Source organism: Enterobacter cloacae complex sp. IR5450 (assembly GCF_049238665.1).
Classification (GTDB): Bacteria; Pseudomonadota; Gammaproteobacteria; order Enterobacterales; family Enterobacteriaceae; genus Enterobacter; species Enterobacter hormaechei_C.
The window spans coordinates 87,761-105,466 of the sequence record NZ_JBMKIC010000004.1 but is presented as its reverse complement, the minus strand read 5'-3'; the positions used below and the strand labels follow the sequence as shown (position 1 = coordinate 105,466).

The window sequence follows — 17,706 nt, the reverse complement described above, 5'->3', positions numbered from 1 at the left end:
CGCCTCGACGATTCGCGTTTTGCCGCTTTCTCGCGGTTATTCTCCGCTCTACAGTACCTCATTAGAAATTCGGAATTTATCTAATAGTCTTATTATTTCCTTATATTTTGTATGGGCGTACAGTGGAGGTACGGATGAAGATTGTGTGGTCTAAAACAGCAGAGAAGCAGTTTTCTAAAATCGATCCTCGATATCAGAACCGCATTAAATTCAGGCTGGAGAAGATGGACGATAAAACATCACCTGTCGCGGATATCAAGAAATTATCTTCTCCCGAAAACCACTACAGGTTGCGATTAGGTGATTACAGGGTCATTTACACCTTCGGAGACCCGCCGGGTGATATCTGCTACGTAGTGGCAGTAAAACGCCGGACAACCACTACCTACCTTCATGAGGAGCATACGGAATATGACTATTCAGTTCATCAAGGATGAAGAAGGAAAAAAACAGTATGTTGTCATACCCTACGGTGAATATTTTCGCATGCGTTTAGCCATGCTTGAGTACGATGACGATGATGAAAACGACTGGGAAGACATCCCTTACGAATCAGACATCTACGATAACGTAGGTTTACCGGGTGAAGTGTGCGACATCATGCATAACGAGAACGTCAGCCTACAGGCCGCCTGGCGCATTTTATGCGGCATGTCCCAGCAGGAGGTGGCGGAGAAGCTTGGCATCAGCCAGTCCGCCGTGTCACAGCTGGAAGCGCTGGACTCCCGACCGCAAAAGCGCACCCGCGAAAAGCTGGCGGCACTTTACGGCTGTAAACAGGAGCAGATCAGCCTCTATTTACCGAAAGAGGGTTAACAGCACTTCGCCCCGCCCTTGCCACCGTAGCGGGCGTCCTGGCGGTCGCGGAAAAATTCTTCGTAGGTCATCGGCGTCTGGTCCGGGTGGTTGACGCGCATATGCTCGACGTAGTTGTCGTAATCCGGCACGCCAATCATCATTTTAGCGGCCTGGCCCAGGTATTTACCTGCTTTGGAAAGGGTGTCGAACATAATCAGTTTCTCGTTTGTATTCCCCTCACCCTGACCCTCTCCCCAAAGGGGAGAAGGAACTTTAACACCCTCTCCCCTTTGGGGAGAGGGCTGGGGTGAGGGGGTTTGGTAATGTTAATGCGCCCCTTTCGCCTGGGTGACAATCTCGTCCAGGTTCTCAGGCATTGGCTCATACGGTGTCTCTTTCGCCGTCGGTTTGTCGACTTTCAACGCCGCCAGCGCGGTTTTCAGAGAATACAACGCCAGCACCACAACCACCACCATAAAGAAGATGGTCAGCCCGGCGTCCAGACGGTTGTTAAACACCAGCTGCGACAGCTGAGATTCGGTGTACTGTGCCGGGATCTTACCGCTGTCGATCATCGCCTGGAACTTGTTGGCGATCGCCAGGAAGCCCACCTTGTTGTCCGGGCTGAAGGCTTTCTGCCAGCCCGCGGTCAGGGTACAGATCAGCAGCCACGCCGTTGGCACCAGCGCCACCCATGCGTAACGCTGGCGCTTCATCTTGAACAGCACTACCGCGCAGAGCATCAGGGCCATGCCCGCCAGCATCTGGTTGGCGATACCGAACAGCGGCCACAGGGTGTTAATCCCGCCCAGCGGGTCGACCACGCCCTGATGCAGGAAGTAGCCCCACGCCAGCACGCACAGCGCTGTCGCCAGCAGGTTAGCCGGGAGTGAATCGGTACGTTTCAGGTTCGGGGAGATCACCCCCAGCAGATCCTGCAACATAAAGCGTGCCGCACGCGTACCGGCATCCACCGCCGTCAGAATAAACAGCGCCTCGAACAGAATGGCGAAGTGATACCAGAACGAGACATCCATCAGCCCGCCCAGCGCGCCGTGCAGGATGTAGGCCATGCCCACCGCCAGCGTTGGTGCCCCGCCTGCGCGGGAAATAATCGACTGCTCGCCGACCTCATTAGCGATATGCGTCAGCGTTTCAGGCGTAATCGCAAAACCCCAGCCGCTCACCACCTGCGCGGCGGAAGCGACCACGTCAACGGTGCCCGCCGGAGCCAGGACCGCCATCGGGCTGTTCATCGCGAAATACACGCCCGGGTCAATAATGCAGGCGGAGACCAGCGCCATAATCGCCACGAAGGACTCCATCAGCATGCCGCCGTAGCCAATCAGGCAGGCCTGATTCTCATTCGCCAGCATCTTCGGCGTGGTCCCGGAGGCAATCAGCGCGTGGAAGCCCGACACCGCCCCACAGGCGATGGTGATAAACAGGAACGGGAACAGATTGCCGGTCCAGACCGGGCCGGTGCCGTCAATAAATTTGGTCAGCGCAGGCATGGTCAGGGTCGGGCGCATAATTAAAATGCCGATCGCCAGCCCGACGATGGTGCCGATTTTCAGGAAGGTAGAGAGGTAGTCACGCGGGGCCAGCAGCAGCCATACCGGCAGCACCGCCGCCACGAAGCCGTAGCCTACCAGCATCCAGGTCAGCTGCACGCCGGTGAAGTCGAAGAACGGTGCCCAGGTCGGGCTTTCCGCCACCCAGCCGCCGGAGATAATGGCGAACACGAGGAATACCAGGCCAATCACCGACACTTCACCAATGCGGCCCGGACGCAGGTAACGGATGTAGATCCCCATGAACAGCGCCAGCGGTATGGTGAAGGCGACGGTGTAGGTTCCCCACGGGCTGTGGGTCAAGGCTTTCACCACAATCATCGCCAGCACCGCGAGGATGATCACCATGATCATAAAGGTCGCCACCAGCGCAATCACCCCGGCGGTTGCCCCCATCTCTTCTTTCACCAGCTCACCCAGCGAACGACCGTCGCGACGGGTGGAAACGAACAGCACCATGAAGTCCTGCACCGCGCCCGCCAGCACCACCCCCGCGAGGATCCAGATCATCCCCGGCAGGTAGCCCATCTGCGCGGCCAGTACCGGCCCCACCAGCGGGCCTGCCCCGGCAATCGCCGCGAAATGGTGACCGAACAGCACTTTTTTATCGGTCGGCACGTAGTCCAGACCGTCGTTATGACGCACGGCCGGCGTCATGCGCGTGCCGTCTACGCCCAGCACCGTCTTTGCGATATAGCGGCCATAAAAACGGTATGCGATCAGATAAATGCAGACGGAGGCGACGACGATCCACAGCGCGTTGATCTGCTCCCCCCGGTTGAGGGCGATATAGCCCAGGGCAAAGGCTCCCACCACGGAGAGCACCGCCCACGTAAGGTATTTCCCTGAGTTGTTCATAGTTGTTGTCCGTTGTTGTGAAACAGTGAGATGTTACATTTTGTTTCTAGAACAACGGGTAAAATTTAACAACTTTGAAACGCAATAATGCGTGGTCAAACCAGAGATTTACACCACAGTGTTAAGCCGATCACTTTCAGCTGAATGACTTACCCCAACACCATCGTACTCAACCGACAGGTACAGCACCGCCGTCCCTGCTCGTCGAACACCACGATCTCCCAGCTCTGGCTGGAACGGCCCAGATGCAGCGGCTGACACACGCCGCGTACCTTACCGTGTGAGACTGCGCGGTGGTGCGTGGCATTCAGTTCCGTACCCACCACGTTCTGCCCGTCACGGGTCATCAGAAAACCGGCCATCGAGCCCAGCGTTTCCGCCAGCGCCGCCGAGGCGCCGCCGTGCAGCAGGCCAAACGGCTGATGGGTACGCGCATCCACCGGCATCTCCGCTTCCAGCGTATCGTCCCCGAGGCGGGTATAGACGATGCCAAGGTGCCCCACCATCGTATTCAGGCTGGTGGCGTTCAGCTCCTCGAGCGTTAAATGACGTTTCCAGATCATTACGCCCCCAGCGTGGAGCCGCCGTCCACCACGATATCCTGCAAGGTGATATGGCTGGCGGCATCGGATGCCAGGAACAGCACGGTCGCAGCAATCTCCTGCGGACGGGCAATTTTACCAAGCGGAATGCCGAGCTTGAATTGCTCGCCAAAGCCGCGAATGCGCCGCTGTTCCGCATCGTCGCTGGTCCACAGGGTGCGCTGCATGTCGGTATCCGTTGAACCCGGCGACACCAGGTTACAGCGTACGCCGCTGCCCGCCAGTTCCAGCCCGACTGTCAGCGCCAGGCTTTTCAGCGCCGCTTTCGACGCGCCGTAGGCGCTCATGCCGATGCGCGGCGTGTGCGCCGCGTCAGAGGCCACCGTCACAATCGCCCCACCCTGCTGACGACGGAACTGGCCCATCGTCTGCTGGAACAGGTTGAACGCGCCGCCGACGTTGACCGCAAAGGTCTGCTGCCAGTCCTCCTGCGAAAGCTGATCCGTCGCGCCCATACGCAGAATGCCCGCTGCGTTAACCAGCACGTCGAGCCGCTCAAGGCTGCTGAGCAAACGCCCGCAGACGTCACTCGCCTGCGCCGCATCCGCCACGTCCAGCGTTTCGGTGGCAAACGGATATTCGCCGTGAGGGAAAGCCAGATCGAACCCGGTCACCTGCGCCCCGGCCTCCACAAATGCCAGCGCGGTCGCATAGCCAATGCCCTTACCCGCGCCCGTCACCCAGACGGTTTTACCGGTAAAATCAAAAGCCATCACTTCACCTCGCGGGAGAGCAGCGCCCACCAGGCATCGAGGGTCGGATTTTTTGCCAGCATCACGAAATCAATGTCGCCGTGCACTTTGCGCCAGCGGGCGGCGAGCGCCATCATCCGTACTGAATCCAGACCGTAGTCGATCAGGTTTTCGTCATCCATCGGCTCGTCGGACTCGTCCAGCAGCGGCAGGATCAGCTCACGCAGCGCGGCTTTCGTTGCCGGAACGGACGGCAGCAGCTCGTCGGTCATCACCACGCGGCCCGAACGTCCGGCCACGTATTTCAGCGACATCAGGTGCTCGTCGCGGGTGAAATCCGCCAGCGCGTCGGCGATAAAGAACGGTTTAATGTCGCGCATAAAGGCGTCGGTGGCGGTGGTCATGCAGCCGATGTGGGCGTATACGCCGGTGATCAAAAGCTGGTTGCGCCCGGTCTCTTTCAGCATCTGCTCCAGCGGCGAGCGGTGAAACGCGCTGTAGCGCCACTTCACCAGCACGGTGTCCGCTTCATCCGGGGTCAGCTCAGCGACGATGCGCTGCTGCTCCGGCGAACGGGTCAGGCCCGGCCCCCACATGTCGTTCAGCAGGGCACGGTCTTCATCGCTCTGATCTTTCGGCTGCGCGGTGTAGTACACCGGAATATTGTGCTCTTTGCAGTACGCGCGCAGTTTAGCGATGTTCGCCACTACCTGCTGCATCATGTCGCTATTTTCGCCCCAGAAGTTCAGGAAGTACTCCTGCATATCGTGGATCAGCAGCGCGGCGCGCTCCGGTTCAAATGCCCAGTTCACTTTACTGGTCGGCAGTTCGGCGGCGGTTGGCAGCGCGTATGCGGTTAATTTTGGAATGGCCATTCTCTGTTCCTCAGCCCCGGGCGCGTTCAGCAAGCCACAGGCGCAACTGTTTCTTATCGACTTTGCCGACCGGCGTGAGCGGAAGCGCATCCACGCTCTCCACGCGGTCCGGCAGCTTAAATTCGGCAACGCCCTGCTCGCGCAGGAAGCGGCGCACCTCCACCGCGCGCAGGGGCTGTTTCGCCACCAGGTACGCGCAGCTTTTTTCGCCCAGCAGGCTGTCCTCCATGCTCACCAGCGCGGCGTGGATCACCGCGTCGTGGCGCAGCAGCAGGTTTTCGATCTCTTCGGCGGCGATCTTCTCGCCACCGCGGTTGATCTGATCTTTCTCGCGCCCCTGCACGGTGATGTAACCCTGCTCGTCGATGGCGATCAGATCGCCCGAGCAGTAGAAACCGTTGGCATCAAAGGCGCTGGCGTTGTGTTCCGGGCTGTTGAAATAGCCGCGGAAGGTATACGGGCCGCGCGTCATCAGACGCCCGACTTCCCCGCGCGGCAGCGGGTTGCCGTCCTCATCCGCCACCCACACTTCATCGTCCGGGCACATCGGGCGGCCCTGGGTATTGATGATGCGCTCCGGCGCATCGTCGAGGGCGGTGTAGTTCACCAGCCCTTCCGCCATGCCAAACACCTGCTGAAGCTGGCAGCCAATTTCCGCCGGAATGCGCGCCGCAAGCGTGGCGGAGAGACGTGCGCCGCCTACCTGGAGCAGTTCGAGGGATTTCAGCTGGGCGTTCCCCGCGCCGTCGGCAATCGCCTGCAACCACAGGCTGACCGCGGGCGGCACCAGCGAGGTGACGTTGATCTGATGCTGCTCAATCAGCGGGAAGCAGAGCGTGGCGCTCGGATCGTTAGCCAGCACCACGCAGCCGCCCGCCGTGAAAACGCCTAACGATCCCGGCGAACTCATGGCGTAGTTGTGCGCCGCGGGAAGCGCGTTCAGATAGCGGGTGTGCGCAGTGATACCGCAGATTTCGTTGCTGCGGCGAATGCTGTAGTCGTAGTCGTTGTGCGTACGCGGGATCAGCTTCGGCGTGCCGGTGCTGCCGCCGGAGAGCTGGAAGAACGCCACTTCGTCGGCGGGCGTCGGGTTCGGGATGAAATTGTCCGCCGGGCGTGAAATCGCCGCCTCCAGCGCGTGTTCGCCCTTATCGCCGCGTAGCAGCACAACGCGCACCGAGCGATGCGCATCCACAAAGGTGTTGAGAAAATCATCGCCCGAGAACAGCGCGTGGTCGCGATCGGCAATCAGCACGGCGGGTTTGATCTGCTCCGCGTAGGCGTTGAGTTCACTGCGCTGATGGCTAAAGAGCGCGTTGACCGGCGCGACGCCGATTTGCAGTAGCGCGAAGAAGGTGATGTAGAACTCGGCCACGTTGCCGAGCTGCACCAGCGCGGTCTCGCCGCGATGCAGCCCCTGCGCCTGAAGAGCGGACGCCAGATTCGTCACCGCCTGATTAAACGCGCGGTAGGTAATGCGGCGATCGCCGTCAATTATCGCGACCGCATCGCTGTCCGCATGGTCCGTCAGGATGTGGGTCAGCGGCAGATCCTGCCAGTAGCCTTTTTCACGGTAGCGCCGGGCAAAATCCTCAGGCCAGCGGGTAAAAGGGATGGTCATGAGTATTCCTTAGTGCAAACCAAACACGTTGAGCATGGTGGAGAGCTTCACGCCCGTCTCGCGCCACTCGCCCACCGGGGAGGAAGCAGGCACAATGCCCGCGCCGGCAAACAGGCGAACGGTATTTTGATGCAGCCGCGCGCAGCGGATAGTTACCACCCACTCGCCGTTACCTTCGCTGTCGCACCAGCCAACGATGCCGCCGAACAGTTCGCGGTCGAAGGGCTCCAGCTCGGCAATGAGTTCTTTTGCCGCCTGATGCGGGAAACCGCTCAGGGCCGGGGTCGGGTGCAGCAGGCAGGCCAGCGTCAGGGCGTTCTCGTTTTCACGCGCGTCACCCTCAACCGGCGTGGCCAGATGCCACAGCGTTGGGGTGGTAATGAGCTGCGGGGAAGCCGGCATGCTCAGATGATGGCTGCGCGGTTCCAGAATGGTTTTCATCGCCTGGGTTACCAGGTCGTGCTCGTGACGGTCTTTTTCGGAGGCCAGCAGCTTAGTGCCCGCTTCGCGATCCAGCACATCGTCCGGCTGACGGCGCGCAGAGCCCGCCAGCGGCAGCGAACTAAAGTGCGCGCCCTCTTTACGCAGCAGCAGTTCCGGGCTGGCGCCCAGCAGCACGCCGCCGTCTTCCAGCGGTACGTGGAAGTTAAAGCTCGCCGGGTTCTGGGCGATAAGACGCTCCATCAGCGCGCTGCTATCAATCTGTTTGTCGGTGGCAATATCAATCAGGCGCGACAGCACCACCTTATTCACCTGCGGCGTGGCGGTGAGCGACGCGGCGCGGGCCACCATCTCCTCGAAAATCGGCTGCGGCGGGATCTCGGTGCGTTGTTGCACGTTCAGCGTCTGCGCGCCGGAGGCGTAGCGTGCGGACTGCTGACGCGCCGGGCGGGAGAAGGTTTGCCAGCGTTGCGGAATAAACAGCGATGACGGTTTGCGGGTATCGAAGGGGATCGCCCCTACCATCACCGGATGGGCAATGCCGCTGTTTTTCGCATTCCGGAAAGCCTGAGCTAATTTCTGCTGAAAGGGACCCGCCGGATCGTCACCGCCGACGGCGGGTTCAGAAAAACGGGCAAAACAGCCGGACGTGGTAAAACTGCGGTAAGGCGACATAAAGAAAAAGCTATCTGCTTGCAGCGTAGTCGCGGTGTGCTGAACTTCCTCAGCCAGGGACGTGTCCATATCATCCTCCTTAAAATGATAAAAGAAGCAATAATGATTATCATTTATATTTTCGTCGGCTAACCTAATCCCACATCGCCCCGCTGTCAACCGTCGGGCAAATAACTTGTGCGACAAACGCTTGCATCCCTTCCCTACAGCCCTGAAAATGAGAAGCATTATCTTCAATAAAATCAGGATGCCGCTCTGTGAAAATCGCTGCCGTTTGCCGCAATGCCCTTCTTTTAACAGGACTTTTTGTTTTAGGACTAACCTCAGCCGCCGCCGACGACTGGCCGCGCCAAGTCTCCGACAGCCGCGGCGTTCACACGCTTGAGAGCAAACCGACGCGCATTGTCTCCACCAGCGTGACCTTAACCGGCTCCCTGCTGGCCATTGACGCGCCGGTCATTGCCAGCGGAGCGACCACGCCGAACAACCGCGTGGCGGATGCGCAGGGCTTTTTACGTCAGTGGGGCGATATCGCGAAGCAGCGTAAGGTTGCCCGGCTGTACATCGGCGAGCCGAGCGCCGAAGCGGTCGCGGCCCAGATGCCGGACCTGATTTTGATCAGCGCCACCGGCGGGGATTCCGCGCTTGCGCTCTACGAGCAGCTTTCCGCCATCGCGCCGACGCTTATCATCAATTACGACGACAAAAGCTGGCAGGAACTGCTGACCCAGCTGGGGACGATCACCGGGCAGGAGACACAGGCCGCAGAGCGCATCGCTGCCTTCGATAAACAGCTCGCCCAGGTGAAGCAGCAGATGAAGCTGCCGCCACAGCCGGTGAACGCCATCGTTTACACCGCCGCGGCACACACGGCGAACCTGTGGACGACAGACTCCGCGCAGGGCAAGCTGCTGCACCAGCTGGGCTTTACGCTGGCGGACCTGCCTGCCGGTTTGCAGACCTCAACAAGCCAGGGCAAGCGCCACGACATTATTCAGCTGGGTGGAGAAAATCTGGCGACGGGGCTGAACGGCGAAGGGCTGTTTGTGTTTGCCGGCGACGCGAAAGACGTGAATGCGATTTACGCTAACCCGCTGCTGGCGCATCTGCCGTCGGTCAAGAACAAGCGCGTCTGGGCGCTGGGAACGGAGACGTTCCGCCTGGATTATTACAGCGCGATGCTGGTGTTAGACAGATTGAATGCGTTGTTTAAGTAGGCATTTTCCCTCCCTCTCCCCGTGGGAGAGGGCCGGGGTGAGGGCATCAGGCCGCACCGTCGTTCAACGCGGCCTCCTGCCTGAACCGCCGCAATTCCACCAGCGTCACCAGTAAGATCGCGCCAACCATCGCTAACACAAACCCGCTGCTGCTCGCCGACGCCACCGGGGTCATTATCGTCCCCAGCCCGCCGAGGATCGCCGCGCCAATCGCATCGCCCGTGACGTTCTGCGCCGTCCACAGGCCGTTAATGCGCCCGAGCATCCCTTCCGGCGTCTGGGTCTGGATCAGGGTGTACTGTAAAAGAGAGCTTACCGCGCTCAGCCAGCCGAAAATCACCAGACACATCACCCCCAGCGCCCACACCGGCATCAGGCTAAAGAAACCAATGGCGATAAACGAGGCCAGCGTCGCCACCAGCATGATCAACCCCGGTCTCGCGCTCTGCGCCAGGTTGCCGCTGGTCAGCGCCCCGAAGGCCGCACCGAGCGGAATGGCGGCGTACAGCACGCCAATCTCTGAGGCGCTCATCTGCCACTCACCCGCCAGCGCCGGGTACAGCACGCGCACGGCGCTCGCCATCGTCAGCAGGCCGCCGAGCAGCGCAATGCCGCCAATCAACGGGTTGCTGAACAGAAAACGAATCGCGGCCATCAGGGACTTCAGCGGATGCTCGCGCGGCTGCGGCGGGGGTGGCAGGAGCGGCAGACGCAGCAGCGTCAGGGTGGTGATAAAGGTTCCGGCTGCGGCAAGGCCGTAGTTCCACGCCACGTTGCCGGTCGCCAGCAGCAGACCGCCGACCATCGGCGAAATCACCGAGCCGAGGCGCACGGTGAGCATGGTGATCGCCCCCGCCTGCATCAGGTTCTCGCGCCCGACCAGCGCGGGCGTGGCCGCCAGCAGTGCCGTCACGCCTAACGAAGCAAAAAAGCCGTCCCACAATCCCAGCACGTAAATGGCCACCAGCGACGGCTCCGGCAGCATGGCGTTCAGGCACAGCCCGACAAAGCCCACCCCGCAGGTGCCGCGCGCCAGCAGGATAAGCTTTTTACGCTCGTAGCGGTCCGCCAGCACGCCGCCCACCATCAGGCCGATAAACATCGCCCCGCCGGTTAAGGTGACGGATAGCCCTACCAGCCAGCTGGAGTGAGTGATGGTCTGGATTTGCACCGGCACGGCCACACCAAGCAAACCGAGGGACAAAATGGAGATAAAGCGAGCGATAAAAACGGCGCGATACGCCGGGTGTGTTTTGAGCAGGCTGAGGTTAAGCAGCCAGGATTTTTGATTCATGACAAAGCCTTGAGTCTATTTCTACCCATTCCATGGGCGCACATGCTAACATAGCCAAATAAGATAGATAACGATAATCACTATCATTATCAAATCATGGATGTTGCTATGTCGTTTTCCTCTTCTGCGGTGCGCGCCCTTGCCGTGCCCGTTTTATTGCTACTGCTAATCCTTGCGATTGCACTCAGCCTGCTGGTCGGCGCAAAACCGCTGCCCGCGTCCGTTATTGTCGATGCGCTATCCGGTACCTGTCAGAGCGCCGACTGCACCATCGTGCTCGACGCTCGCCTGCCCCGCACCCTTGCCGGCCTGCTGGCCGGTGGTGCGCTCGGCCTTGCCGGTGCCCTGATGCAAACCCTCACCCGCAACCCGCTGGCGGACCCCGGCATTCTCGGCGTTAACTCCGGCGCCAGCTTTGCCATCGTGCTCGGCGCGGCGCTGTTTGGATTTACGTCCCCCTCTGAACAGCTGGTGATGGCTTTTTGCGGCGCGCTGTCGGCCTCGCTGGTAGTGGCGTTTACCGGCAGCCAGGGCGGCGGACAGCTCAGCCCGGTACGCTTAACGCTGGCGGGCGTAGCGCTCGCGGCGGTACTGGAAGGCTTGTCCAACGGCATCGCCCTGCTCAACCCGGACGTGTATGACCAGCTGCGCTTCTGGCAGGCGGGTTCGCTGGATATTCGTACCCTTGAAACCTTAAAAGTGGTGGTGATCCCGGCGAGCGTCGCTGCGGCCGTGGCGCTCTGTTTAAGCCGGGCGCTGAACAGCCTGAGCCTCGGCAGTGACACCGCGACCGCCCTCGGCAACCGCGTGGCGCGTACGCAGCTGACGGGCCTGCTTGCCATCACCGTGCTGTGCGGCAGCGCGACCGCCGTGGTCGGCCCGATTGCCTTTATCGGCCTGATGATGCCGCACATGGCGCGCTGGCTGGTGGGGGCGGATCACCGCTGGTCCCTCCCGGTAACGCTGCTGGCGACCCCTGCCCTGCTGCTGTTTGCCGACGTGCTGGGCCGCCTGCTGGTGCCGGGCGAACTGCGTGTCTCGGTGGTCAGCGCCTTTATCGGCGCGCCGGTGCTGATCTTCCTGGTACGACGCAGACGCGGGGGTGGCGCATGATGGCCCCGTCCCGTCGTTTACTCACCAGCGTCGCCCTGCTGGTCGTCGCCTGTCTGCTGCTGGCGGCCTGGAGCCTGCAAAGCGGTGCCGTAACGCTTGATTTCGCGCAGGTCTTTCACGCTCTCACCGGCAGCGCGCCGCGTAACATCACCATGGTGGTCACCGAATGGCGACTGCCGCGCGTGGCAATGGCGATCCTGGTTGGCGCGGCGCTTGGCGTCAGCGGCGCGATATTCCAGTCGCTGATGCGTAACCCCCTCGGCAGCCCGGACGTGATGGGCCTGAATACCGGCGCGTGGAGCGGCGTGCTGGTGGCGATGGTGCTGTTCGGGCAGCATCTCACGGCCATTACCTTTACGGCGATGGCGGGCGGCATTCTCACCTCCCTGCTTATCTGGGCCCTGGCCTGGCGCAACGGCATCGACACCTTCCGCCTGATCATCATCGGGATCGGCATCCGCGCGATGCTGATGGCGTTTAACACCTGGCTTCTGCTACAGGCGTCGCTGGAAACCGCACTCTCCGCCGGGCTGTGGTACGCCGGTTCCCTCAACGGTCTGACGTGGGTAAAAACCTGGCCCGCCGCGCCGCTGATTATCCTGATGTTTATCGGCGCGTTGCTGCTGGTCAGGCGCATGCGGCTGCTGGAGATGGGCGACGACAGCGCCTGCGCGCTGGGCGTGAGCGTAGAGCGCTCGCGCCTGATGCTGATGCTGGTGGCGGTCTTGCTGACCGCAGCGTCTACCGCCATCGCCGGGCCGATCTCGTTTATTGCCCTTGTCGCGCCGCATATCGCGCGGCGACTTAGCGGCACCGCGCGCTGGGGATTAACCCAGGCGGCGTTGTGCGGTGCAGTATTACTGCTGGCCGCCGATCTCTGCGCCCAGCGGCTGTTTACGCCTTATCAACTGCCGGTGGGCGTGGTGACCGTCAGCCTCGGCGGGATTTACCTCATCGTCTTGCTCGTTCAGGAGTCACGCAAGAAATGACAGATTCAACCACCCGCTTGCGCGGCGAAAACTTGACCCTCGGCTACGGCAAAAAAATCATTGCCCGGGACTTATCCGTTGCCATTCCGGACGGCCACTTCACCGCCATTATCGGGCCAAACGGCTGCGGCAAATCAACATTGCTGCGCACGCTGAGCCGCCTGATGTCGCCGGTTGAGGGTAGCGTGTTCCTCGACGGGGAACAGATCCAGCGCTTCGCCAGCAAAGAGGTGGCGCGCCGAATTGGTCTGCTGGCGCAAAACGCCACCACGCCGGGGGATATTACCGTGCAGGAGCTGGTCTCCCGCGGGCGCTATCCGCACCAGCCGCTGTTTACCCGCTGGCGCAAGGAGGACGACGAGGCCGTGAAGCGCGCGATGCAGGCGACGGGCATCACCGAGCTGGCCCAGCAAAGCGTCGATACCCTCTCCGGCGGACAGCGCCAGCGCGCGTGGATCGCAATGGTGCTGGCGCAGGAAACCTCGATCATGCTGCTGGACGAGCCGACGACCTGGCTGGATATCAGCCATCAGATTGACCTGCTGGAGCTGCTGAGCGAGCTGAACCGTACGCAGGGGTACACCCTGGCGGCGGTGTTGCACGACTTAAACCAGGCGTGCCGCTACGCGACACATCTGATTGCGCTGCGCGACGGCGAGATTGTGGCGCAGGGCGCGCCGAAGGAGATTGTGACGCCAGAGCTGATCGCGCGGATCTACGGCATGCGCTGCATGATTATTGACGATCCGGTGGCGGGTACGCCGTTGGTGGTGCCACTTGGAAAACGTGCGGTCTGATGCCCTCACCCCGGCCCTCTCCCACAGGGAGAGGGAGCAAACCATCCCCTCTCCCCGTGGGAGAGGGTTAGGGTGAGGGGCATTTGCACTATCCTAAAATTTCCTTCAGTACCGGCCCAATTTTCTCAAACGCCTGCGGTGAAATAATATCCACGTGGGCGCAGTCCTGGCTGTAGACCTCCAGCTCGCCCACCCACGGAGCCCACGCGGCCTGAGGATCCAGGGTTCGCGTTCGCTCGGCGACAAACAGCGTCGCTTTACCGTCAAAGCGCGCGCTGTGCGCGGTGGTGAGCAGCCGCACCGCGTCGGCGTAGTTGCCCTCAATGGCGTTAAACAGCTCGCTGGAGCCCTGCCCCTGCTGGGCGGCGATAAACGCCTGACGCTCGCGCTCGATCTCTGCCAGCACCGCCGGGTCGAGGCCGTTGGCCTCTTTCTCCGCCCAGTTCTGGGTTTCCGGCGGCCAGGTATCCAGCAGGCCGAGGAACGCCACCGCTTCACCCTGCTCGCGCAGGCGGGCCGCAATGCCCTGCGCCAGCGTGCCGCCGAGGGAATAGCCGAACAGGTAATACGGCCCCTGCGGCTGCTGCTTACGCAACGTGTTCAGATGATGTTCGATTACTCCATCGAGATCCGCGCACTGCTGCATCGGGCCGTTTGGCCGCGGCGACTGAATGCCGACGATGGACCAGCGCGGGCTGAGGTAGCGCGCCAGGACGCTAAACTGCCAGGCAAAGCCGGACGCCGGATGGAAGCAGAACAGCGTCGGGCCGTTGCTTTCACGCAGCGGCAGAAGGGTTTCATACCCCAGACGCTGCGCCTGTTCGTCGCTCATCTGCGAGTCCAGCAGGGCGCTAAGCTTGCTTACCGTCGAGGCGACCATAATCTGCCCCGGCGTGACCTTACGGCTGAACGCACGGCTGAGCTGAGCCGCGAGGCGCATCGCCAGCAGCGAGTGGCCGCCGAGGGCAAAGAAATCGGCCTCGATATCGTTCACCGCGCAGCCCAGCAGGGAAGAAAACGCCTGCGCCACGGCCACTTCGGTTTGCGTCTCAGGTGCGCGACCGGAAGTTCTGCTGGTCAGCTCCGGCAGCGGCAGCGCCTTGCGATCCAGCTTGCCGTTGGCGCTCAGCGGCAGCGCGCTGATTTGCAGCAGCACCACCGGCACCATATGCGGTGGCAGCTGGGCTTTGAGTGATGCAAGCAGCGCGTCGCGGTCCAGCGGTAAGCCAGATTCAGAAACCACGTACCCCACCAGCTGGCGGGCATCGCCACCCGTCGCCGCTGCCTGGTTGAACACGCAGGCGTGCGCCACGGCCTGAGCCACGTCCGGCAGCGACAGCATCGCACGGTCGATTTCACCCAGCTCGATGCGCTGTCCGCGGATTTTCAGCTGGTCGTCGCTGCGGCCCAGATATTCCACCGCGCCGTTATCCAGCCAGCGGGCAACGTCACCGGTGCGGTACATCCGCTCGCCCGGCGCGAACGGGTCGGCGATAAAGCGGCTGGCGGTAAGGTCGGGGCGTCCCAGATACCCCTGCGCCAGCTGGATGCCGGTGAGATACAGATCCCCCGCCACGCCGAACGGTACCGGGCGCATCATCGCATCCAGAATGCGCAGCCCCGTATTCCATACCGGGAAACCGATCGGCACGCTGTTACCCTCCACCGCCGCCAGCTCGGGGCCGTACGCCGGATACCAGCTGACGTCCACCGCTGCTTCGGTCGGGCCATAGAGGTTGTGCAGCGGCGCATGGGTGAGCAGTTCCCACTCGCGACACAGCGCAGTCGGCAACGCCTCGCCGCTACAGAACACCTGCTTCAGCGTCCTGCAACAGTGGGCGTTTTCCGGCGTCAGCGAGGCGACGAACGCCGCCAGCATCGACGGCACGAAGTGGGTGGTGGTTACGCCATATTCTGCGAAGAAGCTCTGCATCGCCTGCGGATCGCGGTGCGCGTCCGGCTCGGCCATCACCAGCTTCGCCCCGGCGATAAACGGCCACCAGAACTCCCACACCGACACGTCAAAGCTGCACGGGGTTTTCTGCGCCACCACGTCATGCGCCGTCAGTGGATAATGATCCTGCATCCACTTCAGGCGGTTAACGATGGCGGTATGGCCGACCATCACCCCTTTTGGACGTCCCGTCGAACCGGAGGTAAAGATGATGTACGCGGTTTGCTCCGGCTTCGCCAGGCGCAGCGGTTCAGCACCCGAGGTCGGTAATAGTGTGTTGTAACTAAACGTCTCGACGGAGAGATCGCTAAAGCGCGGAAGCTGCTCGTCGGTGGTAATGAGCAGAGAGGGCCTCGCATCCTCCAGCATCATCCGCAGGCGATCGTCCGGGTAGCCGGTGTCGAGCGGCAGCCACGCGGCGCCCGCCTCCACAATGCCGTGCAAGGCTAACGTCAGGAACACCGAGCGCGGAAGCGCCACCGCCACGCTGTCGCCCGGCTTCACGCCGCGCGCGCGCAGCAGGTTTGCCAGCGCGACCACCTGCTCGCGCATCTGGCGGTAGTTCAGTTCAGTATGGGCATCCGCCAGCGCGGGGGCGTCCGGCGTTTTGCTCGCCTGCTCCGCGACCAGATCCGCCAGCGTGGTGGACGGCAGCGCCAGCCCGGTATCGTTAATGCGCGCCAGCCGGGCGTATTCCTGCTCTGATACGGTTTCCACGTCGCCACAGCGCAGGTCCGGGTTGGCGGCAAACTGCGTCAGCATTGCGTTCAGCCGCGCCGCGTGACCCTTTAGCGTCGCCTCGTCGTAACGCTGCCCGTTGGCGAGGATCTCAATGCTCAGTCCGCCCTGCTCGTCCGGGAACAGCGCAAGCTCCAGATCGTTCACCGGGCCGGTCGCCAGCGTGTGGGTAATGGCCTCCACGCCGTCGATATCCAGCTGATAATCGAACACCTTGACGTTCAGCACCGGACCAAACAGGGCTTCATCGCCTGCGGCACGTCCGCTGTCGCGCACGATCTGTTCGGCGTCGTAACGCTGATGGCGACGCATCTTTTTCAGCTGGTTCGCCAGGCGCAGCGCCAGTTCCGGCAGGCTCTCGTGCGGGCGAATATTCACCGCCAGCGGCAGGACGTTGAGCACCGGTCCGGTCGCGGTCAGCGCGGCGGAGCCCATGCGGCGCATAAAGATAAACCCGGCGGCGTAGTCCAGCCGTCCGGTCAGGCGGCCCAGCCACAGCACCACCAGCGCAAGCGCCAGATCGGTACGCTGCGCCTGGCCTGCCATCTGTGCAAGCTGGCTGAAAGCACTTCCGTCCATCGCCATTTTAAGGCGCAGGATGTCGGTGGTGGCGGCGTGTCCAGGCAGGGGCGCGGAAGAGAGCGAGACCGGAGAAGGAAGCTGTTGGCGCTGTTCGGCCCAGAAAGCACCGTCGCGCTGATACGCCTCACTGTCGCGATAGCGCTGATACTCCTCCACCACCTCGGCGAACGGGGTAAACGGGGAGGCGGGCGCGGGTTCCCCTTTCTGCCACGCAGCGTAAATGGCGGCGATCTGACGCGTAATGGCCGGGAAACTGAAGCCATCTACCACCAGATGATGATACCGCTGATACCAGTACCAGTGGCTTTCTCCCACCTGGATCAGCTGGTGAAACGCCAGCGGCTGACCGCTGTCGACGCGCAGGTTCTGCTTGAGATCGGCTTCCATCAGCGCCACGGCGGCGTCGTGGGAGTCAACGCGCACGATGGACGGCTCCGGCAGGAGCATGGCCTCATCGATCCACTGCCACACCTCACCGTGATCTTCGGCAAAACGCATCCGCAGGGTGTCGGCCTGCATCATACCTTCAGCGATGGCTTTTGCCAGCAATGGCGCATCGATAGCGCCTTTCAGTTCGGTATAGTGCGCGACGCTCCAGGCGTTTGGCAGGGAGGAAAGCTGCTCTGCCATCCAAATCCCCGGCTGGGCGGCGACAAGAGGGAGACGGTTCATGCGCGCTCCCCCGCAAAATAAAACGGCTCAAGCGTCTGCCACTGTTCCGCCAGCCACTGCTGGCACGCCTCCTGAGATTGCGGTTCGCAGACCACGCGCCAGCCCGCGGGCAACTCGCACTGCTGCGGCCACAGGCTGTACTGCCCCTGGTCATTTTGCAAAATGGCGAACTGTCCCTGCGGATTATCGAAAGGATTGCTGAATTCCATACAAA

The 17,706-nt window shown here is 61.8% G+C and carries 16 protein-coding genes; 6 read left to right on the top strand and 10 right to left on the bottom strand.

The genetic code is table 11. From position 1 onward, the window contains the following. The first annotated feature begins 134 nt into the window (after positions 1–134). Both ACOTYB_RS05580 and ACOTYB_RS05575 read left to right on the top strand, forming a co-directional pair. The gene (locus ACOTYB_RS05580) at positions 135–437 is read left to right on the top strand and encodes a type II toxin-antitoxin system RelE family toxin (protein ID WP_022647393.1); all 303 of its coding nucleotides are present in this window, start codon (positions 135–137) and stop codon (positions 435–437) included. Next, positions 412–816, top strand: coding sequence for a helix-turn-helix domain-containing protein (locus ACOTYB_RS05575; protein WP_003858790.1), 405 nt, complete (start codon positions 412–414; stop codon positions 814–816). The genes ACOTYB_RS05580 and ACOTYB_RS05575 overlap by 26 nt, the downstream gene beginning before the upstream one ends. Here ACOTYB_RS05575 and ACOTYB_RS05570 read toward each other — a convergent pair. From ACOTYB_RS05570 to entC, 7 genes are all read right to left on the bottom strand, one after another. Continuing rightward, positions 813–1,010, bottom strand: a complete 198-nt coding sequence (locus ACOTYB_RS05570; protein WP_006809671.1) for a YbdD/YjiX family protein — start codon at positions 1,008–1,010, stop codon at positions 813–815. The two genes, ACOTYB_RS05575 and ACOTYB_RS05570, sit on opposite strands and share 4 nt — an antisense overlap. Positions 1,011–1,124: 114 nt before the next feature. After that, a complete protein-coding gene (gene cstA / locus ACOTYB_RS05565) occupies positions 1,125–3,230 on the bottom strand; it encodes a pyruvate/proton symporter CstA (protein WP_015571172.1) in 2,106 nt (701 codons plus the stop codon). A 149-nt stretch (positions 3,231–3,379) separates the two neighbouring features. Beyond that, a complete protein-coding gene (gene entH, locus ACOTYB_RS05560) occupies positions 3,380–3,793 on the bottom strand; it encodes a proofreading thioesterase EntH (RefSeq protein ID WP_015571173.1) in 414 nt (137 codons plus the stop codon). Further along, positions 3,793–4,545: a 2,3-dihydro-2,3-dihydroxybenzoate dehydrogenase EntA gene (gene entA, locus ACOTYB_RS05555; protein WP_023305663.1), complete on the bottom strand. Its 753-nt coding sequence runs from the start codon at positions 4,543–4,545 to the stop codon at positions 3,793–3,795. The genes entH and entA overlap by 1 nt, the downstream gene beginning before the upstream one ends. Then, entirely contained in the window at positions 4,545–5,399 is an 855-nt protein-coding gene (locus ACOTYB_RS05550) for an isochorismatase (RefSeq protein WP_017382510.1), read from the bottom strand. The genes entA and ACOTYB_RS05550 overlap by 1 nt, the downstream gene beginning before the upstream one ends. Positions 5,400–5,409: 10 nt before the next feature. Then, the gene (entE, locus tag ACOTYB_RS05545; RefSeq protein ID WP_045342271.1) at positions 5,410–7,020 is read right to left on the bottom strand and encodes a (2,3-dihydroxybenzoyl)adenylate synthase EntE; all 1,611 of its coding nucleotides are present in this window, start codon (positions 7,018–7,020) and stop codon (positions 5,410–5,412) included. Positions 7,021–7,029: 9 nt separating this feature from the next. Continuing rightward, a complete protein-coding gene (gene entC, locus ACOTYB_RS05540) occupies positions 7,030–8,205 on the bottom strand; it encodes an isochorismate synthase EntC (RefSeq protein ID WP_023324292.1) in 1,176 nt (391 codons plus the stop codon). Positions 8,206–8,393: 188 nt separating this feature from the next. On the opposite strand from entC, the gene fepB reads away from it, so the two are divergent. Beyond that, positions 8,394–9,353 (top strand): Fe2+-enterobactin ABC transporter substrate-binding protein, encoded by a 960-nt coding sequence (fepB, locus tag ACOTYB_RS05535; RefSeq protein ID WP_047054257.1) that lies wholly within the window; start codon positions 8,394–8,396, stop codon positions 9,351–9,353. A gap of 46 nt (positions 9,354–9,399) precedes the next feature. On the opposite strand, the gene entS is transcribed toward fepB, so the two are convergent. Beyond that, on the bottom strand, positions 9,400–10,647 hold the full coding sequence (entS, locus tag ACOTYB_RS05530; protein WP_045342275.1) for an enterobactin transporter EntS: 1,248 nt from the start codon (positions 10,645–10,647) through the stop codon (positions 9,400–9,402). 108 nt (positions 10,648–10,755) lie between these two features. Between entS and fepD the strand changes: the two genes are divergently transcribed. Genes fepD through fepC form a run of 3 tightly spaced genes read left to right on the top strand, consistent with a single transcriptional unit; the run spans position 10,756 to position 13,546 of the window. Beyond that, the gene (gene fepD / locus ACOTYB_RS05525; protein WP_045342277.1) at positions 10,756–11,760 is read left to right on the top strand and encodes a Fe(3+)-siderophore ABC transporter permease; all 1,005 of its coding nucleotides are present in this window, start codon (positions 10,756–10,758) and stop codon (positions 11,758–11,760) included. After that, positions 11,760–12,749, top strand: coding sequence for an iron-enterobactin ABC transporter permease (fepG, locus tag ACOTYB_RS05520; RefSeq protein WP_072206322.1), 990 nt, complete (start codon positions 11,760–11,762; stop codon positions 12,747–12,749). Before fepD ends, fepG begins: the two co-directional genes overlap by 1 nt. Next, positions 12,746–13,546: an iron-enterobactin ABC transporter ATP-binding protein gene (fepC, locus tag ACOTYB_RS05515; protein ID WP_032608819.1), complete on the top strand. Its 801-nt coding sequence runs from the start codon at positions 12,746–12,748 to the stop codon at positions 13,544–13,546. Before fepG ends, fepC begins: the two co-directional genes overlap by 4 nt. 88 nt (positions 13,547–13,634) lie before the next feature. Here fepC and entF read toward each other — a convergent pair whose 3' ends face one another. Together entF and ACOTYB_RS05505 are read right to left on the bottom strand one after the other, a co-directional pair. After that, entirely contained in the window at positions 13,635–17,492 is a 3,858-nt protein-coding gene (entF, locus tag ACOTYB_RS05510; protein WP_220153642.1) for an enterobactin non-ribosomal peptide synthetase EntF, read from the bottom strand. Further along, on the bottom strand, positions 17,489–17,701 hold the full coding sequence (locus ACOTYB_RS05505) for an MbtH family protein (RefSeq protein ID WP_003858806.1): 213 nt from the start codon (positions 17,699–17,701) through the stop codon (positions 17,489–17,491). The genes entF and ACOTYB_RS05505 overlap by 4 nt, the downstream gene beginning before the upstream one ends. Positions 17,702–17,706 lie beyond the last annotated feature (5 nt).